Annotated in this window: 20 protein-coding genes and 1 tRNA gene; 10 read left to right on the top strand and 11 right to left on the bottom strand. The window is 66.2% G+C overall.

The window, feature by feature from the left end:
- The first annotated feature begins 5 nt into the window (after positions 1 to 5).
- From trpE to J3U95_RS04130, 5 genes are all read left to right on the top strand, one after another.
- Positions 6 to 1,502 (top strand): anthranilate synthase component I, encoded by a 1,497-nt coding sequence (gene trpE, locus J3U95_RS04150; RefSeq protein ID WP_208277385.1) that lies wholly within the window; start codon positions 6 to 8, stop codon positions 1,500 to 1,502.
- A 1-nt stretch (position 1,503) separates the two neighbouring features.
- Positions 1,504 to 2,067: an anthranilate synthase component II gene (locus tag J3U95_RS04145; protein ID WP_109345174.1), complete on the top strand. Its 564-nt coding sequence runs from the start codon at positions 1,504 to 1,506 to the stop codon at positions 2,065 to 2,067.
- Positions 2,068 to 2,136: 69 nt separating this feature from the next.
- Positions 2,137 to 3,174 carry an anthranilate phosphoribosyltransferase gene (gene trpD / locus J3U95_RS04140; RefSeq protein WP_208277384.1) on the top strand — a complete coding sequence of 346 codons (1,038 nt, stop codon included), beginning with the start codon at positions 2,137 to 2,139 and terminating at the stop codon, positions 3,172 to 3,174.
- A gap of 20 nt (positions 3,175 to 3,194) precedes the next feature.
- Positions 3,195 to 3,995: an indole-3-glycerol phosphate synthase TrpC gene (trpC, locus tag J3U95_RS04135; RefSeq protein ID WP_208277383.1), complete on the top strand. Its 801-nt coding sequence runs from the start codon at positions 3,195 to 3,197 to the stop codon at positions 3,993 to 3,995.
- A gap of 91 nt (positions 3,996 to 4,086) precedes the next feature.
- Positions 4,087 to 4,590, top strand: a complete 504-nt coding sequence (locus J3U95_RS04130) for a TonB C-terminal domain-containing protein (protein ID WP_208277382.1) — start codon at positions 4,087 to 4,089, stop codon at positions 4,588 to 4,590.
- A gap of 6 nt (positions 4,591 to 4,596) precedes the next feature.
- Here the strand turns inward: J3U95_RS04130 and J3U95_RS04125 are convergent, their stop codons facing one another.
- The 3 genes from J3U95_RS04125 to J3U95_RS04115 form a co-directional block, all read right to left on the bottom strand.
- Positions 4,597 to 5,028 (bottom strand): MerC domain-containing protein, encoded by a 432-nt coding sequence (locus tag J3U95_RS04125; protein ID WP_208277381.1) that lies wholly within the window; start codon positions 5,026 to 5,028, stop codon positions 4,597 to 4,599.
- Positions 5,029 to 5,096: 68 nt separating this feature from the next.
- Positions 5,097 to 7,076: a TonB-dependent receptor gene (locus tag J3U95_RS04120; protein WP_208277380.1), complete on the bottom strand. Its 1,980-nt coding sequence runs from the start codon at positions 7,074 to 7,076 to the stop codon at positions 5,097 to 5,099.
- A 174-nt stretch (positions 7,077 to 7,250) separates the two neighbouring features.
- Positions 7,251 to 9,356 carry a TonB-dependent receptor domain-containing protein gene (locus J3U95_RS04115; protein ID WP_208277379.1) on the bottom strand — a complete coding sequence of 702 codons (2,106 nt, stop codon included), beginning with the start codon at positions 9,354 to 9,356 and terminating at the stop codon, positions 7,251 to 7,253.
- Positions 9,357 to 9,505: 149 nt separating this feature from the next.
- Between J3U95_RS04115 and J3U95_RS04110 the strand changes: the two genes are divergently transcribed.
- The gene (locus tag J3U95_RS04110) at positions 9,506 to 9,886 is read left to right on the top strand and encodes a Fur family transcriptional regulator (RefSeq protein WP_005671481.1); all 381 of its coding nucleotides are present in this window, start codon (positions 9,506 to 9,508) and stop codon (positions 9,884 to 9,886) included.
- Positions 9,887 to 9,952: 66 nt separating this feature from the next.
- Here J3U95_RS04110 and J3U95_RS04105 read toward each other — a convergent pair whose 3' ends face one another.
- From J3U95_RS04105 to J3U95_RS04080, 6 genes are all read right to left on the bottom strand, one after another.
- Positions 9,953 to 11,278 (bottom strand): amidohydrolase, encoded by a 1,326-nt coding sequence (locus tag J3U95_RS04105; RefSeq protein WP_208277378.1) that lies wholly within the window; start codon positions 11,276 to 11,278, stop codon positions 9,953 to 9,955.
- A 33-nt stretch (positions 11,279 to 11,311) separates the two neighbouring features.
- Positions 11,312 to 13,132 (bottom strand): M61 family metallopeptidase, encoded by a 1,821-nt coding sequence (locus J3U95_RS04100; protein WP_208277377.1) that lies wholly within the window; start codon positions 13,130 to 13,132, stop codon positions 11,312 to 11,314.
- 70 nt (positions 13,133 to 13,202) lie between these two features.
- Entirely contained in the window at positions 13,203 to 13,787 is a 585-nt protein-coding gene (locus J3U95_RS04095) for a nucleotidyltransferase family protein (protein WP_208277376.1), read from the bottom strand.
- A 4-nt stretch (positions 13,788 to 13,791) separates the two neighbouring features.
- Positions 13,792 to 14,253, bottom strand: coding sequence for a (2Fe-2S)-binding protein (locus tag J3U95_RS04090; RefSeq protein ID WP_208277375.1), 462 nt, complete (start codon positions 14,251 to 14,253; stop codon positions 13,792 to 13,794).
- Between the two features lie 37 nt (positions 14,254 to 14,290).
- The gene (locus J3U95_RS04085) at positions 14,291 to 15,025 is read right to left on the bottom strand and encodes a DsbC family protein (RefSeq protein WP_208277374.1); all 735 of its coding nucleotides are present in this window, start codon (positions 15,023 to 15,025) and stop codon (positions 14,291 to 14,293) included.
- 10 nt (positions 15,026 to 15,035) lie between these two features.
- On the bottom strand, positions 15,036 to 16,268 hold the full coding sequence (locus J3U95_RS04080; RefSeq protein WP_109345187.1) for an FAD-dependent monooxygenase: 1,233 nt from the start codon (positions 16,266 to 16,268) through the stop codon (positions 15,036 to 15,038).
- 151 nt (positions 16,269 to 16,419) lie between these two features.
- Here J3U95_RS04080 and J3U95_RS04075 point away from each other — a divergent pair.
- A tRNA-Phe gene (locus J3U95_RS04075) sits at positions 16,420 to 16,495 on the top strand.
- Between the two features lie 56 nt (positions 16,496 to 16,551).
- On the opposite strand, the gene J3U95_RS04070 is transcribed toward J3U95_RS04075, so the two are convergent.
- Positions 16,552 to 17,100, bottom strand: coding sequence for a GNAT family N-acetyltransferase (locus J3U95_RS04070; RefSeq protein WP_208277373.1), 549 nt, complete (start codon positions 17,098 to 17,100; stop codon positions 16,552 to 16,554).
- Between the two features lie 220 nt (positions 17,101 to 17,320).
- Between J3U95_RS04070 and J3U95_RS04065 the strand changes: the two genes are divergently transcribed.
- Together J3U95_RS04065 and J3U95_RS04060 are read left to right on the top strand one after the other, a co-directional pair.
- Positions 17,321 to 18,187: an AraC family transcriptional regulator gene (locus J3U95_RS04065; protein ID WP_208277372.1), complete on the top strand. Its 867-nt coding sequence runs from the start codon at positions 17,321 to 17,323 to the stop codon at positions 18,185 to 18,187.
- Positions 18,188 to 18,447: 260 nt separating this feature from the next.
- The gene (locus J3U95_RS04060; protein WP_208277371.1) at positions 18,448 to 18,792 is read left to right on the top strand and encodes a zinc ribbon domain-containing protein YjdM; all 345 of its coding nucleotides are present in this window, start codon (positions 18,448 to 18,450) and stop codon (positions 18,790 to 18,792) included.
- A 13-nt stretch (positions 18,793 to 18,805) separates the two neighbouring features.
- Here the strand turns inward: J3U95_RS04060 and J3U95_RS04055 are convergent, their stop codons facing one another.
- On the bottom strand, positions 18,806 to 19,681 hold the full coding sequence (locus J3U95_RS04055) for a class I SAM-dependent methyltransferase (protein WP_208277370.1): 876 nt from the start codon (positions 19,679 to 19,681) through the stop codon (positions 18,806 to 18,808).
- A 170-nt stretch (positions 19,682 to 19,851) separates the two neighbouring features.
- On the opposite strand from J3U95_RS04055, the gene J3U95_RS04050 reads away from it, so the two are divergent.
- A complete protein-coding gene (locus tag J3U95_RS04050; RefSeq protein WP_208277369.1) occupies positions 19,852 to 21,714 on the top strand; it encodes a tetratricopeptide repeat protein in 1,863 nt (620 codons plus the stop codon).
- Positions 21,715 to 21,724 lie beyond the last annotated feature (10 nt).

Below are 21,724 nucleotides of genomic sequence, written 5' to 3'. Positions count from 1 at the left end.
AAAACATGACCGAACTCGAATTCAAGTCGCTGGCCAACCAGGGCTACAACCGCATCCCACTGATCGCGGAAGCCTTCGCCGACCTCGAAACCCCGCTCACGCTCTACCTCAAGCTGGCCCAGTCCCAGCACACCGGCAAGAACACCTTCCTGCTGGAGTCGGTGGTGGGCGGCGAGCGCTTCGGCCGCTATTCCTTCATCGGCCTGCCGGCCCACACGCTGCTGCGCACCACCGGCAATCTCACCGAGATCGTCAAGAACGGCGAAGTGATCGAGACGCACGAGGGCAACCCGCTCGACTTCATCGAGCAATTCCAGGCGCGCTTCAAGGTCGCCCTGCGTCCCGGCCTGCCGCGCTTCTGCGGCGGCCTGGCCGGCTACTTCGGCTACGACACCGTGCGCCACGTCGAGCGCAAGCTGGCCGACACATGCCCGCGCGACGAACTGGGCCTGCCGGACATCCAGCTGATGGTGACCGAAGAACTGGCCGTGATCGACAACCTGTCCGGCAAGCTGTACCTGATCGTGTATGCCGACCCGGGCCAGCCGGAAAGCTACTCGCGCGGCCGCCAGCGCCTGAAAGACCTGCGCATGATGCTGCGCCGGAGCGTCGACGCCCCGGTCACCTCGAGCTCGGTGCGCACCGAAGCCGTGCGCGACTTCAGCAAAGAGGATTACCTCAAGGCGGTGGCCAAAGCCCATGAATACGTGATGGCGGGCGACCTGATGCAGGTGCAGATCGGCCAGCGCATCCGCAAGCCCTACGTCGATTCGCCGCTGTCGCTGTACCGCTCGCTGCGCTCGCTGAACCCGTCGCCGTATATGTACTACTACAACTTCGGCGACATGCAGATCGTCGGCGCCTCGCCCGAGATCCTGGTGCGCAACGAGCTCTCGCCGGAAGGCGGCCGCAAGGTCACGCTGCGCCCGATCGCCGGCACGCGCGGCCGCGGCGCCACGCCCGAGCAGGATGCGGCGCTGGCCGAAGAGCTGCTGAACGATCCGAAGGAAGTCGCCGAGCACGTGATGCTGATCGACCTGGCGCGCAACGACATCGGCCGCATCGCCGACATCGGCTCGGTGAAAGTCACCGACCGCATGGTCATCGAAAAATACTCGCACGTGCAGCACATCGTCTCCAACGTCGAAGGCAAGCTGAAAGACGGCATGTCGAACCTCGACGTGCTGCGCGCCACCTTCCCGGCCGGCACGCTCACCGGCGCGCCGAAGGTGCGGGCGATGGAAGTCATCGACGAGCTGGAGCCCGTGAAGCGCGGCATCTACGGCGGCGCCTGCGGCTACCTGAGCTTCGGCGGCGAGATGGACGTCGCGATCGCGATTCGCACCGGCGTGATCAAGGACGGCAACCTGTACGTGCAGGCCGCGGCCGGCATCGTGGCCGATTCGATCCCCGAGATGGAATGGCAAGAGACTGAAAAGAAAGCGCGCGCCGTGCTGCGCGCGGCCGAGCAAGTGCAAGATGGCCTGGATGGGGAGTTCTGACATGCTGCTAATGATCGACAACTACGACTCGTTCACCTACAACATCGTGCAGTACTTCGGCGAACTGGGCGAGGACGTGCGCACCGTGCGCAACGACGAGATCACCATCGAACAGATCGCAGCATTGAGGCCGGACCGCATCTGCATCTCGCCGGGCCCGAAGGCGCCGAAGGATGCCGGCATCTCGCTCGACATCCTGCGCGAATTCAAGGGCAAGCTGCCGATCCTGGGCGTGTGCCTGGGCCATCAGGCGATCGGCGAAGCCTTCGGCGGCAAGGTGATCCGCGCCAAGCAGGTCATGCACGGCAAGACCTCGAGCATCGCCCACATCGGCGAAGGCGTGTTTACCGACCTGCCCAGCCCCTTTACCGTCATCCGCTACCACTCACTTGCGATTGAACGTTCCTCGCTGCCGTCCTGCCTCGAGGTGACGGCGTGGACCGACGACGGCGAGATCATGGGCGTGCGCCACAAGGACTATGACATCGAGGGCGTGCAGTTCCACCCCGAATCGATCCTGTCCGAGCACGGTCACGCCCTGTTCAAGAACTTCCTGACGCGCTGATGCGTCCATGCGTGAGCGCCACGTTCGCGGCGCCACGCCCTCATTACGTCTAGACGAACTGGAACCATCATGCCGATCACCCCACAAGAAGCGCTGCTGCGCTGTATCGAACACCGCGAGATCTTCCACGACGAGATGCTCCACCTGTTCCGCCAGATCATGGCGGGCGAGATGTCGCCGACCATGGTCGCGGCCCTGACCATGGGCCTGCGCGTCAAAAAGGAAACCATCGGCGAAATCACCGCCGCCGCCCAGGTGATGCGCGAGTTCTCGACCAAGGTGCCGATGGCCGACACCACCCACCTGCTCGACATCGTCGGCACCGGCGGCGACGGCGCCAACACCTTCAATATCTCGAGCGCCTCGATGTTCGTGGCCGCCGCCGCCGGCGCGCGCGTGGCCAAGCATGGCGGGCGCAGCGTCTCGTCCTCGTCCGGCAGCGCCGACGTGATCGAGGCCTTCGGCGCCCACATCGACCTGAAACCCGAGCAGATCGCCCAGTCGATCGCCCAGACCGGCATCGGTTTCATGTTCGCCCCCAACCACCACGCGGCGATGAAGCACGTGGCGCCGGTGCGGCGCGAGCTGGGCGTGCGCAGCATCTTCAACATCCTCGGTCCGCTGACCAATCCGGCCGGGGCGCCCAACATCCTGATGGGCGTGTTCCACCCCGACCTGGTCGGCATCCAGGTGCGCGTGCTGCAGCGCCTCGGCGCCGAGCACGCGGTGGTGGTCTGGGGCCGCGACAATATGGACGAAGTCTCGCTCGGCGCCGGCACCCTGGTCGGTGAGCTGGTGGGCGGCGAGATCCGCGAATACGAGATCCACCCGGAAGACTTCGGCCTCTCGATGATCTCGAGCCGCAACCTCAAGGTGAGCAATGCCGAGGAATCGAAGGCGCGCGTGCTGGAAGCGCTGCGCGGCGAGCCGGGCCCGGCGCACGACATCGTGGCCCTGAATGCCGGTACCGCCCTGTATGCGGCCGGCGTGACCGGCTCGATCGAAGCCGGCCTGCAGAAGGCGCGTGAAGCGATTGCCTCCGGCGCCGCCATCGCCAAGCTGGAGCAGTTCGTCCAGGTCACGCGCCAGCTCGGCGCGGTCAATTAATTTCACCCGCGAGAACATCGATGTCTGACATCCTCAACAAGATCCTGGCCGTCAAGGCCGATGAAGTGGCCGCGGCGCGCAAGGTGCGCGACCTGCCCAGCCTGCGCAGCGAGGTCGAAAGCGACCGCGAGGCGCGCGCCGCCATCCGCGGTTTCGAAGCCAGCCTGCGCGCGAAGATCGCTCTAGGTGCGGCCGGCGTGATCGCCGAAGGCAAGAAAGCCTCGCCGTCGAAAGGCGTGCTGCGTCCCGACTTCCAGCCAGCCGCGATCGCGCAAAGCTATGCCGAACACGGCGCCGCCTGCCTGTCGGTGCTGACCGACGTCCAGTTCTTCCAGGGTTCGGTGGATTACCTGCAGCAGGCGCGCGCCGCCTGTGCCCTGCCGGTGCTGCGCAAGGATTTCATGGTCGACCCGTATCAAGTATATGAAGCGCGCGCGATGGGCGCCGATGCGATCCTGTTGATCGTGGCGGCGCTCGACCACGGCCTGATGGCGGAACTCGAGGCCTGCGCCATGGACCTCGGCATGGATGTACTGGTCGAAGTGCACGACGGCGAGGAACTCGATGCCGCGCTCAAGCTCAAGACACCGCTGCTGGGCATCAACAACCGCAACCTGCGCACCTTCGACGTCACGCTCGACACCACGCTGGGCCTGCTGCCGCGCATCCCGAAGGACCGCCTGGTGGTGACCGAATCGGGCATCCTCGGCACGGGCGACGTGCAACGCATGCGCGAGGCCGACGTCCACGCCTTCCTGGTCGGCGAAGCCTTCATGCGCGCGGAAAATCCTGGCCGCGAACTGCAGCGCCTGTTCGCCTGAAGTAAAGGAACGGTAGAGGAACTCCGGATGCACGGATGGGTCGAACAGGTACGCCAATACCGGCGCGACCTGCGACAGTCCTGCATCCGCCATGAAGAACCCTCATCGCAGCATCTTCGTCTTTTTCTCACTGGTCGTGCTCGCGGCCCTCGCCGCATGCAGCACGTCTACCCAGCCACCGGCGCCTGCGCCACAGGCCCAGGCGGTGACCATTCCGCTGACACCGATCCCCGCCCCTCCCCCAACACGCACGCTCGACGCCTATAAAGCCGACGTCGCGCGCCACGTCATGCAGCGCAATCCAGAAAGAGTGTTCGAGGGAGAATTGCCGCCCATGCTGCCGGCGGTCGTGGTACTGAACATCACGGTCGACCGAGCGGGCCAGCTCGCCGACGTCCAGGTGCAGCGTTCGCGCGACCAGGGCGCTTCCGAAGTGGCGCTGGCGTCGCTGCGCCGTAGCGGTCCGCTGCCCCCACCCGATGGCCTGGGGCCGGAACATGCCGACCTGATGACGTTTTCCGAGACCTTCCTGTTCGGCGAGCGTTACCGCTTCCAGTTGCGCACGCTGGCGGGGCCGCAGCGCGCAGGCTTGTAGCTTGAATCAGTGAGGGTGGCAGGATGCCGGCGCCGGATGGGCGGCGTCCTGCGCGCGAGCGCCGCAACGCTTGCAGTGACGGCGGTTGCGCAGGTGCGCATACAGCAGCATGAAACCGCTGATGACGGCGCATACCGCTTCGGCCACTTCGCCGAACAGCGGGCTGACGACGAACACGCCGCCCAGGAAGATCGCCAGGCCGGCGCAGCCGACCAGCAAGGTGGTCTTGTCGCGGTGCTTCAGGTAGCCAGGCACCAGCGCCAGCAAGACCGGCAAGGTGATCGCCGCGATCAGCGTGTCGTGGAAGGTGTCGTGCACATGGGCCAGCCCGAGCATCGGAAACGCCAGGATCACGAGCGGCATCGCCATGCAGTGCAGCAAGCACAGGATCGATGCCGCCATGCCGGCGACATCGCCGTATTTGATCAGGGATTTCATGAACCCTGTTCCTTTCTTTAAAACCGGCGCCGCGAGAAATGTCCGCGGCGCCGGTGGATTGGGTCCGGTCAGAACAGTACGCGCAGGCCGGCCGTCAGGTTACGGCCTGTGAGCGGTGCATAGTCCTTGATGAACGAGGTGTGGCTGTAGGCCAGGCGATCGGTCACATTGTTCAGGCGCAGGTACAGCTGCGCCGGCAACTCGCCGATGCGGGTCGAATAGTGCGTGCTGAGGTTCAGCGTGGTGTAGCCGGGCGTCTCGGTCTCGAAATCGGCGATCCTGTCCTGCTTGCCCACGCGGACCAGTTCGGCCAGGCCATTCCAGGCGCCCCAGTCGCCTTCGAGCTTGACGCCGATGCGGTGCGCCGGGGTGCGCGGGATGTCTCGGCTGCCCGGGCCTTCATCGAAGCGGGCGCGGACGTAGTCGCCGAACAGGGTCGTCTTCCACACCGACGACAGGTTGTGCGCAACCTCGCCTTCCAGGCCGGTGAAGGTGGCGTCGCGTTGGGCATAATTGATCAGCTGCAGGCCCTCGAACTCGCCGCGCGTCTGCGAATAGATGTAGTCGCCGATGCGGTTGTGGAAGGCGCTGAGCGAAAAGGTAGTACGGCCGGCGAACTTGCGCAGGGTCAGGTCGAGGTTGTTCGACGTTTCCTTGACCAGGTTCGGGTTGCCGATCTCATAGGTGTTGGTCGCCAGGTGCGGACCGTCCGCGAACAATTCCTCGGCGGTCGGCAGGCGGTGCGTGTGCGACAGCGAGGTGCCCAGCGAGTATTCCGGCGCGAACTTCCAGACCGCGCCGACCGACAGCGAGGTGCCGCGCGTGTGGCTGTCAGGCTTGTCCACCTCGGCTTCGACGTCCTGCCATTCGTGGCGCACGGCGGCTTCGAAGCGCACATGGCCCAGCTTGTATTCCTCGGTCAGGAAGGCCGCATGCTTCTTGGTCAGGGTCGGCGGCACATAGGCCTCGGCGCCGATGGCCGAGAAATCGCGGCGCGTGGTCTGCAGGCCGAACACGCCATGCCAGCCCGCAAGCGGCGCATGCACGAATTCCAGGCGGCCGTCGTGGCCCTTGTTCTTGAAGGTGGTGGCGACCGCGCTGCCCTCGACCTCGTCGTGGATGTAGTCGGTGAACGAGGCGCGCAGCCGCACCCGTTCGATGCCGGCGACCGGATTACGGTACTCGCCGCGCACGTCCCAGCGTTCGCTGTCCAGGTCCACGACCGGCGCCTCGATCTCGCCCGCCTCGTTCTCGAAGCCGTGGCCCGGCAGGCCGTACTTGCCGCGCTCCTTGGTGAAGGCCGCGCCCAGGTAGCCGTCCTTGCCGACCCAGGACAGGCCCACGGTGCCGGTCTCGGTTTCCTTGTAGCTGCCCGGGACGCGGCGGCCGCCTTCCCAGTCCTTGCCGACGCGGTAGTCGTCGGCATCGCGCTTGACGCCTTCCACGTGCAGGGCGACGTTGCCGCCCGCGGCCGTGGTCAACTCAAAGGCGCCGGTCTTTTCGCGCGCCGCCGAATTGGCGCGCACTTCCGCGCTGCCTTCCAGGCCGTTCTCGGGCATCGCGGTCGGCACCTTGCGGTCGATGATGTTCACCACGCCGCCGACGGCGCCGCCGCCATAGGCCAGGGCCGACGGACCGCGCAATACCTCGATGCGCTCGGCCAGGACCGGTTCGAAAGCGACGGCGTGGTCGGGGCTGATGGTGGACGCATCCTGGATCTCGGAACCGTCGGACAGGATTTTCACGCGCGGACCATCCATGCCGCGGATGATCGGACGGCTGGCGCCGGCGCCAAAGTGGCTCGAGGTAATGCCCGGCATGCTCGACAAGGTTTCGCCCAAGGTCGACTGGCGGGTACGCACCAGCTCATTGCCGCCGATCGACGTCACCGGAGTGACCATGTCGTCGCTGGCCACGCCGAGTCCGCTGGCGGACACGACGACGGTCGCGGGCGCCGCGGTCGATTGCGCGTGGGCGGTCAACGGAGCGCCCAGCGCCAGCATGCAGGCCAGTGCGAGCGGCGTGCGCTTGCCGGTGAAGTCAGTCATGGGAATCCTTGGTCGTCGAATGCGCCGTGGTGGCAATGATGCACCATAAGCAGAATCTAATGATAACCGATTATCGTTAAGGATTCAACGCGGCGCAGCAATTGCGCGCGACAAAAAAAACCGGCACAGGGCGAACCTCGCCCTGTGCCGGCCGATACGTCTTGACGCGATGCGTCAGAAGATGACGCGAATACCCGCCGTCAGATTACGCCCGGTCAGCGGCGCCGCGTTCTTGATGAACGAGGTGTGGCTGTAGGCCAGTTCGTCGGTCAAGTTGTTCAGGCGCGCATAGAACTGGGTCGGCACGCCGCCGATACGGGTCGAATAATGGGCGCCGACGTTGAGCATATTGTAGCCGGCGGTCTCGGTTTCGTAGTCGGCCAGCTTGTCCTGCTTGCCGACGCGGTAGAACTCGACCATGCCATGCCACTGGTTCCAGTCGCCGTCCAGCTTGACGCCAAGACGCGCGGCCGGGATGCGCGGCAGGTTGCGGCTGCCCTCGCCCTCGTCGAAACGGGCACGCACGTAGTCGCCGAACACGGTCGCGCTGATCGTCGGGGTCAGCTTCTGGCGGATCTCGCCTTCCAGGCCGGTGAAGGTGGCGTCGCGCTGGGCGTATTCCACCAGCTGGAAGCCTTCGTGGTTGTCCAGTGTGTGCGCGTAGATGTAGTTGTCGACGCGGTTGTGGAAGGCACTGACCGAGAAGGTGGTGTCGCCTTCGAACTTGCGCAGGGTGAGGTCGACGTTGTTCGAGGTTTCCTTGTCCAGGTCCTGGTTGCCGACTTCATAGGTGGCGGTGGCCAGGTGCACGCCATCGGCATACAGTTCTTCGGCGGTCGGCAGGCGGTGGCTGCGCGACAGCGAGGCGCGCAGCGAGTATTGCGGCGCCAGCTTCCATACGGCGCCGACCGAGGCCGAGGTGCCGCGCGCATCGGTGTCACGCAGACCAGGGGCATCGACCTCGATGTCCTGCCATTCGTGGCGCAGGCCGGCCTCGAAGCGCCAGTCATCGAGCTTGTATTCCTCGGTCAGGAAGGCGGCGTGCTTCTTGGTGAGGGTCGCCGGCACATAGGCTTCCTCGCCGATCGCCGAGAAGTCGCGGCGCGTGGTCTGCAGACCGAACACGCCGCGCCAGCCGGCCAGGGGCGCGTGCACCGCCTCCAGGCGGGCGTCGTGGCCCTTGTTGCGGAACGAGGTCGAGACGACGTTCTCTTCCAGCTCGTCGTGGACGTAGTCGGTGAACGAGGCGCGCATGCGTACGCGCTCGATGCCGGCTACCGGATTGCGGTATTCGCCGCGGATGTCCCAGCGTTCGCTGTCGAGTTTTACCACCGGCACGCCGTGCTCGTGCTCATGGTCGTGGTCATGGCCTTCCTCGCCGTGCTCGTCGTGGTCATGGCCCTCTTCCTCTTCGTGGCCGCCGCAGTGCAGGTGCGAGCCATGCGGGTGGCAGCTCTCGAACTCGTGGCCGTGGCCCGGGATGCCGTATTCGGTGCGCTCCTTGGTGAAGGCGGCGCCGATATAGCCGTTCTTGCCGATCCACGACAGGCCGACGGTGCCGGTTTCGGACTCCTTGTAGCTGCCCAGGACGTGGCGGCCTTCGCTCCAGTCCTTGCCGACGCGGTAGTCGTCCGCATCGCGCTTGACGCCTTCCAGGTGCAGGGCCAGGTTGCTGCCGGCGGCCGTGGTGAATTCGAAGGCGCCGGTCTTTTCGCGCGCCGCCGAATTGGCGCGCGCCTCAAAGCTGCCTTCCAGGCCCTTCTCGGGCATCGCGGTCGGGATCTTGCGGTCGAGGATGTTCACCACGCCGCCCACCGCGCCGCCGCCATAGGCCAGGGCCGACGGGCCGCGCAGCACTTCGATGCGCTCGGCCAGGACCGGCTCGAAAGCGACGGCGTGGTCGGGGCTGATGGTCGAGGCATCCTGGATCTCGGCGCCGTCGGACAGGATCTTCACGCGCGGACCGTCCATGCCGCGGATCACCGGACGGCTGGCGCCGGCGCCGAAGTGGCTCGAGGTGATGCCGGGCTGGTGGGCCAGGGTTTCGCCCAGGGTCGATTCGCGGGCGCGCACCAGTTCACTGCCGCCGAGCGAGGTCACCGGGGTGATCATGTCGTCGTGGACCACGCCCAGGGCGCTGGCGGACACGACCACGGTCGGCACGCTGTCCGGATCCGAGGCCGCACGGCTCGTCGTCTGGGCATGGACGGCCAGGGGCGCGCCGAAGGCCAGCATCAGCGCCAGGGTCAGCGGTGTGCGCTTGCAGGAAAAGTGAGACATGGTGGTTCCTCGAAATGATTGAACTGCAGGATGCATATAAAGCCGATAACGATAATCCGTTATCATTAACAATGAAATGATAAGCCATTATCATTAAGCATTCAACCGCTTTTTGATCCTGATGCACGCTTTGAGGTATCCTTCGGCCTATGCAACGCAATACACGTCAAAAAACCGCCATCCTGCATGCGATCGAGCATGCGCAGCGCCCGCTATCGCCACAGGAGATCCTGGACGAAGCCAGCCGCCAGGTCAGCCAGCTGGGCATGGCGACCGTGTACCGCAACCTGAAGTCGCTGGTGGACGACGGCGCGCTCAAGGTCGTCACCCTGCCGGGCGAAGGCGCGCGCTACGAATCGACCAGCGCCGCCGAACATCACCACCACCATTTCCAGTGCACCGTCTGCCAGCGCGTGTTCGACGTGCACGCCTGCCCCGGCGACATCGAGCACATGGCGCCGAAGGGCTTCAGCGTCGAAAGTCACGAGCTGACACTGTACGGCCGCTGCGCCGACTGCCTCAAGTCCTGAACGAACGCAAAAAAACAAAAACGGCCGGCGCGCAAGCGACCGGCCGTTTTCGTATGGCCTGGCTGTTTATTTACCGAGCACGTTCAGCACGGCCAGGGTCATCGCCTGGGCGCCGGTCTTGATCGACGGTTCCGGCACCGGCGCGTAGAACGGCGAGTGGTTGAAGGCGATCGGCTTGCCGCCCTCGCGCTCCGCCTCGGCGACTACCTTCGGATCGTAGACGCCGGTGAAGAAGAACATCGACGGCACGCCTTCGTTGGCGTACAGCGAGAAGTCTTCGCTGGCGGTCATGGCCGGCATGCGCTTGGCCTTGTCCGCGCCGAACGCTTCCTTGAACACCACCTCGGTCTTGTTTACCAGCTCGGTGCTGTTGACGATGGCCTGGCCGCCGCCGCCGATCAGCATGTCCGGCTTCGGCGCGCCGGCCATCGCGGCCGACCCCTCGGCCACGCGGCGCACGCCTTCGAGCAGCTTGGCGCGCACTTGTGGGCTGTACGAACGGATGGTGCCGCGCACCTGCACGCTGTCCGGGATGATGTTGCCGACCGTGCCGCCCTGGATCGAACCGACCGTCACCACGCCGAATTCCTTGGGATCCTTCTCGCGGCTGACCACGGTCTGGACGTCGACCACGAAACGCGCCGCGATCGCCACCGGGTCGATGGTTTTATCAGGCGCCGAGCCATGGCCGCCACGGCCTTTGAAGGTGATCTCGAGCCAGTCCGAGTTGGACGATACCGGGCCGTCGTTGTAGCCCACGGTGCCATGGGCCAGCGGCCACGAATGCAGGGCGAAGGCGTAGTCCGGTTTCGGGAAGCGCTTGAACAGGCCGTCGTCCAGCATGGCCTTGGCGCCGGCGACGATTTCCTCGGCCGGCTGGCCGATGAAGACCAGGGTGCCCTTCCACTGCGATTTCAGCTCGACCAGCGTGCGGGCGGTTGCGAGCCAGCTGGTCATGTGAATGTCGTGGCCGCAGCTGTGCATCACGAAAGTGTCGCGGCCTTCGCTGGTGGCGCGGGCGCGGCTGGCGTACGGCAGGCCGGTGCGCTCTTCCATCGGCAGGCCGTCCATGTCGGTGCGAACCAGGACCGTCGGGCCGGCGCCGTTCTTGAGCACCGCGACGATGCCGGTCTTGCCGACCTTCTCGGTGACGGTGAAACCGAGCTTGCGCATCTCGGCCGCCAGCTTGCCGGCGGTACGCACTTCCTGGAAGGCGATCTCGGGATGCGCGTGCAGGTCTTTATAGACCGCGTCGAGCCAGGGGTACATGGCGTCGACCTTGGCGACGACGTCGTTCTTGAGCGGAGCGGCCTGCTGGGCCTGGGCGACGTTTGCGGACAGTGCCAGCGAGGTGGAAACGGCGATGGCCGCGGCGATACGGGTCAGGGTCATGGGTATGCTTGTCGTTATGGGAATTCTTGTCGATTACACCGCGCTCGGCCGCTTGATCGCCGCCGATTTGCGTCCGGCCACCGCCTGCGCCAGGCTGATGCCAGGCACGCGGTCGCCCTGCAGGGTGACGTCGAAGGCCATCAGCTCGTCGCGGCGGAAGGCGTGCACGGTGACGCGGTCGCCGACGCGGTAGCGCGCCAGCAGTGCGTCGACGTTGGGCGGATTGCCGTTCACGCGCAGGCCGTCGATCGCGATCACGACGTCCAGCGCCGACAGGCCGGCCTGGTGGGCCGCGCCGCCCTCGTGCACCTGGGTGAGCTTGGCGCCCAGCGGGTCGCGGCCGATGCCGGCATCCAGCGAAGCCTTGCCGCCCTTGCGCTCGTCGACCAGCTTCACCCCCAGCGGCGCGTACAGCTTGGCCAGCGGCAGGTCCTCGGTGCCGCGCACATAGCGTTCGAACATGTTCTTGAGCTTGAGCCCGCTTATCTCGTCGAACAGCGCCTCGACTTCCTGTTCCGTCACGCCGCGGCCGGCGCCGTTGTAGAAGTCGCGTCCGTAGCGCTCCCACAGCGCCAGCATGATGTCGTCCAGCGATTTCGCGCCGCCGGTCTTGGCGCGGATGGTCAGGTCGAAGGCCAGCGCGATCAGCGAACCCTTGGTGTAGTAGCTGATGATCGCGTTCGGCGAATTCTCGTCCTGGCGGTAGTACTTGCTCCAGGCGTCGAAGCTCGAATCGGCCACGCTCTGCTTGAGGCGCCCGCTGCCGCGCAGCACGCCGCCGACCGTCTTGGCCTGCAGCTTGAAATAGGTGGATTCGCCGATGATCCCGGCGCGCACCAGCATCAGGTCGTCGTAATAGCTGGTGAAGCCTTCGAACAGCCACAGGAGCGGCGTGTAGTTTTCGGCCTGCAGGTCGTAGGGGGCAAAGGCGGCCGGCTTGATGCGCTTGACGTTCCAGGTGTGGAAATACTCGTGGCTGCACAGTCCCAGGAAGCGCAGATAGCCTTCGCCCGGCTCGGCCGCCTTCGGCGTGGCCAGGCTCGGAAGATCGGCGCGCGCGCAGATCAGGGCGGTCGAGGCGCGGTGTTCGAGGCCGCCGTAGCCATCGCCGACGGCCATGGTCATGAACACGTAGCGCTCGAGCGGCGCGCGCTTCGTCTTCGGTTCGAAGAAGGCGATCTGGGTCTCGCAGATCGCCTTCAGGTCGGCCTGCAGGCGCGCCATGTCGAGGTTGGGCACGCGGCCGGTGATCACGATGTCGTGCGGGATGCCATGGGCCTTGAAGGTGGCCAGCTCGAAGTCGCCCATCTCGACCGGGTGGTCGATCAGTTCGTCGTAGTTGGCGCAGGCGTAGGCGCCGAAGCCGTAGCGCTTCGCGCCCGCCTCGGGCATCGCGGTGGCCACGCGCCAGGTTTTGGCGGCCGGCTCAAGGGGGCGCTGGATGTCGACCATGTGGACGAGCGACTCCTGCCCCACCACGCGCAGGAACACGCTGGTGCCGTTGAAGAAGCCGTGGGTCTGGTCGAGGTGAGCGGCGCGTACCGACAGGTCCCAGGCATACACCTCGTAGTGCAGGGTCAGGGGACCGGCGCCAGGAGCCGCGCGCCACGAATGCTTATCGAGCTTGGTGAGCGCGAGCGGCTGGCCGCCGCTCTCGGCGCGGATGCGCACGATATTGCGCGCGAACTCGCGGATCATGTAGCTGCCCGGGATCCAGGCCGGCAGCGCGAACGCCTGGCCGTCGGGATCGGGATTGGCCACCGTGACGGTGACGTTGAACAGGTGACCGGCCAGGTCCTTGGGAACGATGGTGTAGTGGATGGCGTTCTGCTTTTTCTGCGATGGCTTTTTCATGATCTTCTTGAATGGTCTCTCGGGACGCGCCGAATGGACATAGTGTAATCCATTGGGCGAAGCAAAACGCCTAGCCCGGCAGGTCGGAAGGGGAATCGATGTCGCGCAGGATGCCGGGGTCGGGCACGTCGATCGTGGCGACCGGGCTGGTTTGCAGCAGGCGCCGCGCGCCCTGGTCGCCGTCCAGCGCCAGCAGGTCGTCGCGGTGCCGGGCGCCGAAGGCGACCGGATTGCCGCGCCGGCCCTCGAACAGGGGCGCGGCGATGGCGGCGCCCTCTTCGATCGCAGCGTCCAGCGCATGCAGGGTGGATGGGGCGACGAAGGGCATGTCGCCCAGCGCCACGAGCCAGCCCTGGCCGTTAAGTTGACCATTCAGGGAATGACGGACCACGTGCGCCAGCGACAGGCCCATGCCGCCGTCGGCATCCGGGCACATCGTCACTTCGCAGCCGAGCTGGCGCAGCACGTCGCCCACCCCGCCGTCATCTGGCGGCACCACCGCCACCACGCGCGGGAACACGGCCAGCAGCGTGCGCGCGCTGGCGGCGACCACCAGTTCGCCGCCGGGCAGGCGCTGCAACAGCTTGTTGTGGACGCCGGCCGGGTCGAAGCGGCGGCCCCGTCCCGCGGCCAGCAGGATGCCGGTCAGCGCCATGGCTTCATGCCTTCAATGCCGCGGCGGCATCCTTGATGGCCGCGCGGATCCGCTGATAGGTCCCGCAGCGGCACAGATTACCGCTCATGGCGTTGTCGATGTCGGCGTCCAGCGGGCGCCGGTTGGTGCGCAGCAGCGCGACGGCGCTCATCACCTGGCCGCTCTGGCAGTAACCGCATTGCGGCACGTCGTGGCGCACCCAGGCATCCTGGACCGCCTTGCCGACCGGGTCGTCCTGCATCGCTTCGATGGTGGTGATCGCCTGGCCCGCGACCGCCCCGATCGGGGTGACGCAGGCGCGGATCGGGACGCCGTCCAGGTGCACGGTGCAGGCGCCGCACAGGGCCGCGCCGCAGCCGAACTTGGTGCCGGTAAGGTTGAGGTTGTCGCGCAACGCCCACAGCACGGGCGTGGCGGGGTCGGCGTCGACTTGCAGGTCTCTTCCGTTGATGTTCAAGGTCAGCATGAACGCTCCTGGACGGCAACCATGACCGGCGGCTGGCTTATTTTGCCGGCTTCGCTTCCAGCGAATCGAGCTTGTCTTCCAGCGACTTCAGGTCGATCGCGCCCGGGATGCGGGTGCCGTCGCTGAAGAAGATGGCCGGCGTGCCGGTGATGCGCAGCTTCTGGCCGAGCGCCAGCACCTTGTCGTTCGGCGATTCGCAGGCGGCAGGCGCCGCCGGCGGCACCTTGCCGTTGATCATCCAGTCATCCCAGGCCTTGTTGCGGTTCGGCGCGCACCAGATGTTCTTCGACTTCGTGAACGAATCCTGGGACAGGATGTTGTACATGAATGTATAGATGGTGACGTTGTCGATCTCGTTGAGCGTCGTCTGGCGCAGGCGCTTGCAGTAGCCGCAGTTCGGGTCCTCGAACACCGCGATCACGCGCTTGCCGTTGCCCTTGACCTGCTTGAGCGCCATTTCGAGCGGCAGGTCGCTGAACTTGATCTTGTTGATGTCGTCGATGCGTTCGCGCGTCAGGTTGCGCGAGCTCTTGACGTCATAGACCTGGCCGATCACGAGGAACTCGCCCTTCTTGTCGGTGTACAGGATGTCGCCCGCGACCCGTACCTCGTACAGGCCGCCATACGGGGTCTCCTTGACCGACTCGATCTTGGCGCCGCCCAGGTGCGGTTCGAGCGCCTTCTTGATGTTTGCCTCGACCGTGTTCTGCGCATCGACGCACGATGCGAGCAGCGCCGTCGCCAGCAGGACGGCGAGCTTCATTTTGACCATGCTTGATTCCTCAGATTGATGACTTGCCCATCGCATGCGCCATCAGGCGCCGCTTCAAAGCAGGCATTTTATCAAGCAAGTTGAGTCCAAGATTGCGCATGACGCGTACCGGCTCCAGATTTGCCCCGAACAGGCGCTCCAGGCCATCGGTGGCCAGCTGCATCATGACCACGTCTTCCTTGCGCTTGCGGGCATAGCGCGCCAGCACCCGCTCGTCGCCGATGGCGCGCCGCTCCTCGCGCTCGCGCACGGCGGCGAGCAGGTCGACCACGTCGCCAAAGCCCAGGTTCATGCCATGCCCGGCCAGCGGGTGCACCGCGTGGGCGGCGTCGCCCACCAGCGCCACGCGCGGCGCCACGATCGCATGCGGCTTGACCAGCGCCAGCGGCACCGCCGCCACGGCCTCGGGCTGCAGGGGGCGCAGGGCGCCCAGCTTGTCGTCGGCGTATTCGCCGAGCCGGATCGCCAGTTCGCCCAGCGACTCGTCCATCAGGGTGTCGGCCAGGGTCTCGGGCGCCGACCACACCAGCGAAACGCGGTTGCCCGGCAGCGGCAGCAAGGCGACGATGCCGTCGGCGCAGGTGAACCACTGGTGGGCCACGCCATGGTGCGGCTTCTCGCAGGCGAAGTTGGTGACGATGGCGCGCTGGTGGTACATGCGGTAGTCGACGCCGATGTCGCACTGCCCGCGGACCCAGGATTCGCGGCCGTCGGCCCCGACCAGCAGCGCGCATTCGAGGCGGCGGCCGTCTTCCAGGCGCAGCGCGGCGCCCTCGTCGCTGCAGGTGAGCTCGCAGGCCCGGCCTTCGACCCGCTGCACGTTGTGGGCAAACTTGAGCGCGGCATCCAGCGCCCCGTTCAGATTATGGTCTTCGACGATCCAGGCCAGGGTGCCGACCCGGGCCCCGAAGGCGTCGAAACCGAGGTTGCCGCCCCCCTCGCCGTCGCCATGCACGTCCATCGCATCGACCGCGGCGACGCGCGCCAGGTCGAGTGCGCCCCAGACCTTGAGCGAGGCCAGCAGGTCGTGGGCCGTATGGTTGAGCGCGTAGACACGCACGTCCCATGGACGTTCCGCGGCCGAGGATGACGATGGCGCCTCGGCCGCGGGGCGCGCGGGCGGCGCCAGCAGGGTGACGCTATGCCCGGCCTGGGCAAAGCCGAGGGCGGTGGTCTTGGCGATGGCGCCATTGCCGACGATGCAAACATCGGTCCGGGTAGTGGAGGTCGTGGGCGTGGTCATGGTGCTCATTATAGCGATATGCCAAGCCACGCCCTGCCGGCCTCGAAATGCGTTTACGGCTGAGCAAGGGTCAAAATGCTGTCCGGCACAGACAAAGCATTCAAGAGTACTTGCGCAACTGAAAATCGCTGGCTATAATCATGCCTCTCTTGGCCTGGTAGCTCAGTTGGTAGAGCAGAGGATTGAAAATCCTTGTGTCGGTGGTTCGATTCCGCCCCGGGCCACCAAGAATATCGAAAAAACGCCAACTCTCACCGGTTGGCGTTTTTTTTCGTGCCTGCGATCACAATGCCCGCGGATCGGCGTTGCTTGCCGGCGCCAGCAGTTTTTCCATGATCGCCAGGCGCACGCCGCGGTACTGTGGCGACAGCTCCGGACCGCTCGACGCCGTGCGCTCGCCCATGTGGACGAAACCGTAGCGGGAATAGTAGTCGCTCAAGCGGCGGTTATCCGCCCAGGTATCCAGGCGCAGCCGGTCGAATCCCAGGCGCAGCGTCTCGCGTTCGCTCCAGGCCAGCATCAGCCCGAACAATGATCTCCCCTGCCAAAGACGCCCGACGATGATGCGGTTGATATAACGCGCCGCATGCGGCTGCAGGCCCTGCCACAGATCCTCATCCATGGGCGATGGCGGACAGAAACTGAAGATGCCGACGGTATGCATATCGACCGACAGCAGATATTGGGCTCCCGCGGCGATGTCGGCCTCGACCACCGTCAGGTCCAGCGTATTCCAGTAGGGCAGTCCCCGACTGCGCTGGAAGGCGATCGCTTCCTCATACAAATCCTTGATTTTCGGTATGTCCGCAGTGCGTGCGCGATGGATGTACATGGTTTTGCCGGAGAAAGTGGAAAGCGCCCAGTGTGCTCAGGGCCAATGGCCAGGTCTTGTATGGCTGTAACCTCGGCCGGCGCCCGGTTGGCGTGTTTACAGCTGTACAAGCATGCTGTCCAAAAGCCTGCCATCATGTGTTGCGGCTGACGCGACGCCAGGGCAAGCGCGGCCGTGTGCGGCCTTTCGTTTCATTCCTGGCATTTCTTGCAGACAGACGATGGACACAGAGAACCACGACCAAGCCGGACCGGAACCGGCATCGAAGACCGACTGGGTGCGCTATCGCCCCACCGGTGTGCAAGGCGTGACACTGATGCGGGCCCATTTCACCGACTACACTTTCGAGCGGCACAGCCATCCTGAATTCGGGATCGGCCTGACCTATCGCGGCGTCCAGACTTTCAATTGCCAGGGCAGCAGGCAGGTCAGCGCGCCGGGCAACGTGATCTTCCTGAACCCGGACCAGGCCCATGACGGCTTGCGCGGCAAGACCGACAGCTACGACTACAGCATGCTGTATGTCGATCCCGCCGTAATGACGGTGCTGCGCGAGCGGGCGGCGGGCGTTCTTCCTGCGAGCTATTTTCGCGATGCGGTCGTGCACGCGCCAGAAGCAGCGAGACAATTGCACGAGGCCATAGAGGCAACCGGACAAGCGCAGGAAGCGCTGCGCGCCGAGTCGCTGCTGCTCAAGGCCTTCATGGGCTTGCTCCTGCGATTCGGCGAGACCCAGGCGGCGGTACAGGCGCCTGCGCTGGCCGGCCTGGCCCGGCTGAACCGGGTGCGCGACTATATTCGCGCCCATGCGGGCAACGATATCTCGATCGCCGAACTCGCGCGCGAAGCCGGCGTGTCGCGTGTGTATCTGAGCCGCGCGTTCGAACGGCAATTCGGCGTGCCGCCCCATGTCTACCTGAACGCGGTTCGGCTGGCTAATGCACGCCAGCTCTTATTGAGTGGCATGTCGCTGGCGACGGTCGCGGTGAGCGCCGGGTTTGCCGACCAGAGCCATTTCACCCGGCGGTTCAAGGGCGCGATCGGACTGTCGCCCGGTGCGTGGCTGAGGCAGATGCGTCGTGGCTGACGTGGAGATGATCGAGCCGGACCGGCATGCCGCGGCCGTGGCGCTGGCGGCGGAGCGTGCCGCGGCGGGCAGTCGACATGTTTCCTTCTGGTATCATACGCGCTGACTGATGGTAGTCGGCACCTGCCCAACGATCCGGGTCGCGCCCAGCGATGCAGGTCCTGTCCGATGGCGCGCATCCGCGTCGACGACGCGGCGTCCGATCACCACCCTCCCTGTTGCGGCCCTTCCGGGCCAGCGTTTGATATTCCAAGGTTCACATGCACACCCTCCCTCCCTGCCCCCAATGCCAATCCGCCTATACCTATGAAGATGGCAGCGGCCAATACGTCTGCCCGGAATGCGCCCATGAGTGGCCGGTCCAGGCGGCTGCCGCGGCGGCCGACAGCGTGCGGGTCTACAAAGATGCGTCGGGCAATATCCTCCAGGATGGCGACACCGTCACCGTGATCAAGGACCTGAAACCAAAGGGTTCGGGCGGCGTGATCAAGCAAGGCACCAAGGTCAAGAATATCCGCCTGGTCGATGCCGACCACGACATCGACTGCAAGATCGACGGCTTCGGCGCCATGAGCCTCAAGACGGAATTCGTGCGCAAGGTATAAGCACGCCCGGCGCCTAGTGCAGCGCGCCCCCCGCCTCGCGGGTCAGCACGATCTCGAGGTATTCGGCCGGCGCCACCATCGAATCCGGCCCGGCCGTGTTGAAACGATCGATCAGGGCCAGCAGGTCTTGTTCGAGCGCATCGGCGGCAGATGGCGCAAGGGCGGCGAACGCCCGGTTGAGCGGTCCGTAGTAATCGCGGAACACGTGCACCCAGTGCGTGGGCGACGCGTAGCGGAAGTTGAACATCCTGCGCGTGATGCGCGCCTGGAGCGCATCGGCGCCGAACAGCTGGCGCACATGGTCTTCATTTCCCCACAGTAGCGGCGACGCCAGCCCGGCCGGCGGCGGGATGTGCTTGCCGACCGCCTTGAACAGCTGGCCGATGAAGCCTTCGGGCGTCCAGTTCGCCATGCCGATGCGTCCGCCGGGCCGCACCACGCGCCGTATCTCGGCGGCGGCGCGCGCCTGGTCGGGCGCGAACATCACGCCGAAGGTGGACAGCGCCACGTCGAAGCTGGCGTCCGCGAACGGCAGCGCCTCGGCGTCCGCTTCGCGAAAGTCGATCGCCAGGCCCTCGGCGGCGGCGCGCGCCCGCCCCTTCTCGAGCAGCGCCGGCACGTAGTCGGTGGACGTGACGCGGGCGAAGCGCCGCGCCGCGGCCAGCGTGGCATTGCCATTGCCGGCGGCGACGTCGAGAACCCGTTCGCCGGCCCGCACGTCAACGGCCTCGGCCAGCAGTTCGCCGACGATCTGCAGGGTGACGCCGACGACGGCGAAGTCGCCGCTGGCCCAGGTGGCCTGCTGCCGCTGCTTGATCGCGGCCAGGTCGGGAACGGCAGTGCCGGGCGCCGCCTGGGGCGACGGCGAGGGTTGGGCTGGCTGGGTCATGATCCGTCTCCTTGAACAGGCAGGTTGTCGATATGACTGGCCGCGCCACCCATGGTTCGATGCTACGGCTTGTGCCTTCTCAATCCTGAAGAGGGAAATCGGCTGGCCGATGCGACTCCAAGGACAAGGCAGGCACCGCAGACACGGCGCCGTCTGGGAGGAGCACCATCATGAAACCGCGCCTTGTTCCGCGTAGCATTGCCGCCGTAGCCATCATCCTTGCCATCGCCGCGATCGGCGCAGTGGCGCTCGCCGCCATGCCATCGCTCTGGTCCGGGCGCGGCACGGCCAATGCCGGTTTCGACCCGCTGTTCGCCGGGACCGCCGGCGCCACCTGCGCGCCGGCGCGCCCGGGCGCGCCGCCCCTGCTGGCCCATCTGGTGCAGGCCCAGACCGAGACACGCCCCTTCACGCCCGGCCAGCAGGCGCAGGCCACGCCGGGCGCCAAGCCCGCCGGCAAGCCGGGCAAGGCCGCGCCGCCGCCGCTGTACGACAACCTGGGCAAGCTGCACGTGCCGATCACCACCGCCAGCAAGCGCGCCCAGGCCTATTTCGACCAGGGCATCCGCCTGACCTTCGCCTTCAACCATGCCGAGGCGGCGCGCGCCTTCCGCGCCGCGCAAGACGCCGACCCCGACTGCGCGATGTGCTACTGGGGCGAGGCGCTGGTGCTGGGTCCGAACATCAACGCCCCCATGTTCCCCGAGGCCGTGGCGCCGGCGGCGGCCGCCGCGGCCGAGGCGAGCCGCCTGGCGCCGCGCACGCGGCCCGAAGAGCAGGCCGTGATCCGCGCCGTGGCGCGCCGCTACAGCCTTGACCCCGGCGCCGACCGCGCCGCGCTCGACAAGGCCTATGCCGATGCCATGGCCGAGGCCGCGCGCGACTTTCCCACCCACGACACCATCCAGGTGCTGTTCGCCGAATCGCTGATGGACCTGTCGCCCTGGGACTATTGGGAGGCAGGCGGCGCCCGGCCCAAGAACCGCACGGCCGAGCTGGTCGCCACACTGGAGAAAGTATTGGCGCGCAACCCGACCCATGCCGGGGCCGCCCACTACTACATCCACACGATGGAAGCCTCGACCCGGCCCGAGAAAGCCCTGCCCGCCGCGCGCGTGCTGGCAAGCCAGATCCCGGGCGCCGGCCACATCGTGCACATGCCCTCGCACATCTATTACCGGCTGGGCATGTACCGCGAAGCGCTGCGCTCGAACGTCATGGCGGTCGCCACCGACGAACGCTACTTTGCCGACGCGGCCAGCGATCCCGTCTACCGGGGCGCCTATTACCCGCACAATATCCACTTCGTGATGGTGTCGGCCCTGATGGGTGGCGACGGCCGCACGGCGCTCGAGGCCGCAGGCAAGCTCGACAAGGTCATCACGCCCGACCTCCTGACCGCCATCGGCGCGCTGCAGCCGGTCAAGTCCGCGCCCTACTTCGCCCACGTCCAGTTCAGCGATGCGGACACCCTGCTCGCGCTGCCCGACCCGGGCCCCCAATTCGTGCTCGTGCAGGCGATGTGGCATTACGCGCGCGCCGTCGGCCATGCGCGCAAGGGCGACTTCGATGCGGCCGCACGAGAAGTCGCCGCGCTCGACAAGATCGAGAAGAACGGCGACTTCAAGCCGGTGAACGACTGGAATATTCCCGGCCGCGAGATCGTCCAGACCGCCCGCTCGGTGGCCCAGGCCCGGATTGCCGATGCGCGAGGCGATTTGCCGCGTGCAGTCAAAGCCTACCGCCAGGCGATCGCGGTGCAGGACGCCCTGCCCTATATGGAGCCGCCCTACTGGTACTACCCGGTGCGCCAGTCGCTCGGCGTGGCGCTCCTGCGCAGCGGACAGCCGGACGCAGCCGAAAAGGTATTCCGCGATTCGCTGGCGCGTACCCCAAGCAATGGCTGGGCATTGCGCGGCTTGATGGAGGTGTACCGCAAGCGTGGTGACGAAGCCGCGCTCGCGGCCGTGCAAAAGCAGTTCGCGACCACCTGGCTTGGCAAGCCGGATGGGCCGGCGCTGTCCGCGCTCTAGACCTTGGACG

Source organism: Massilia oculi, from assembly GCF_017582745.1.
Taxonomy (GTDB): Bacteria; Pseudomonadota; Gammaproteobacteria; order Burkholderiales; family Burkholderiaceae_D; genus Telluria; species Telluria oculi_A.
This window is presented reverse-complemented; position numbering and strand designations above follow the sequence as displayed.

Bases quoted from the DNA above. Each gene is read 5' to 3' on its own strand.
- J3U95_RS04120 (WP_208277380.1), bottom strand. From the start codon at position 7,076: ATGACTGACTTCACCGGCAAGCGCACGCCGCTCGCACTGGCCTGCATG.
- J3U95_RS04080 (WP_109345187.1), bottom strand. From the start codon at position 16,268: ATGACCACGCCCACGACCTCCACTACCCGGACCGATGTTTGCATCGTC.
- trpC (WP_208277383.1), top strand. From the start codon at position 3,195: ATGTCTGACATCCTCAACAAGATCCTGGCCGTCAAGGCCGATGAAGTG.
- J3U95_RS04085 (WP_208277374.1), bottom strand. From the start codon at position 15,025: ATGGTCAAAATGAAGCTCGCCGTCCTGCTGGCGACGGCGCTGCTCGCA.
- J3U95_RS04095 (WP_208277376.1), bottom strand. From the start codon at position 13,787: ATGGCGCTGACCGGCATCCTGCTGGCCGCGGGACGGGGCCGCCGCTTC.
- J3U95_RS04050 (WP_208277369.1), top strand. From the start codon at position 19,852: ATGAAACCGCGCCTTGTTCCGCGTAGCATTGCCGCCGTAGCCATCATC.
- J3U95_RS04055 (WP_208277370.1), bottom strand. From the start codon at position 19,681: ATGACCCAGCCAGCCCAACCCTCGCCGTCGCCCCAGGCGGCGCCCGGC.
- J3U95_RS04065 (WP_208277372.1), top strand. From the start codon at position 17,321: ATGGACACAGAGAACCACGACCAAGCCGGACCGGAACCGGCATCGAAG.
- J3U95_RS04145 (WP_109345174.1), top strand. From the start codon at position 1,504: ATGCTGCTAATGATCGACAACTACGACTCGTTCACCTACAACATCGTG.
- trpE (WP_208277385.1), top strand. From the start codon at position 6: ATGACCGAACTCGAATTCAAGTCGCTGGCCAACCAGGGCTACAACCGC.
- J3U95_RS04060 (WP_208277371.1), top strand. From the start codon at position 18,448: ATGCACACCCTCCCTCCCTGCCCCCAATGCCAATCCGCCTATACCTAT.
- J3U95_RS04090 (WP_208277375.1), bottom strand. From the start codon at position 14,253: ATGCTGACCTTGAACATCAACGGAAGAGACCTGCAAGTCGACGCCGAC.
- J3U95_RS04130 (WP_208277382.1), top strand. From the start codon at position 4,087: ATGAAGAACCCTCATCGCAGCATCTTCGTCTTTTTCTCACTGGTCGTG.
- J3U95_RS04115 (WP_208277379.1), bottom strand. From the start codon at position 9,356: ATGTCTCACTTTTCCTGCAAGCGCACACCGCTGACCCTGGCGCTGATG.
- J3U95_RS04070 (WP_208277373.1), bottom strand. From the start codon at position 17,100: ATGTACATCCATCGCGCACGCACTGCGGACATACCGAAAATCAAGGAT.
- J3U95_RS04100 (WP_208277377.1), bottom strand. From the start codon at position 13,132: ATGAAAAAGCCATCGCAGAAAAAGCAGAACGCCATCCACTACACCATC.
- trpD (WP_208277384.1), top strand. From the start codon at position 2,137: ATGCCGATCACCCCACAAGAAGCGCTGCTGCGCTGTATCGAACACCGC.
- J3U95_RS04110 (WP_005671481.1), top strand. From the start codon at position 9,506: ATGCAACGCAATACACGTCAAAAAACCGCCATCCTGCATGCGATCGAG.
- J3U95_RS04105 (WP_208277378.1), bottom strand. From the start codon at position 11,278: ATGACCCTGACCCGTATCGCCGCGGCCATCGCCGTTTCCACCTCGCTG.
- J3U95_RS04125 (WP_208277381.1), bottom strand. From the start codon at position 5,028: ATGAAATCCCTGATCAAATACGGCGATGTCGCCGGCATGGCGGCATCG.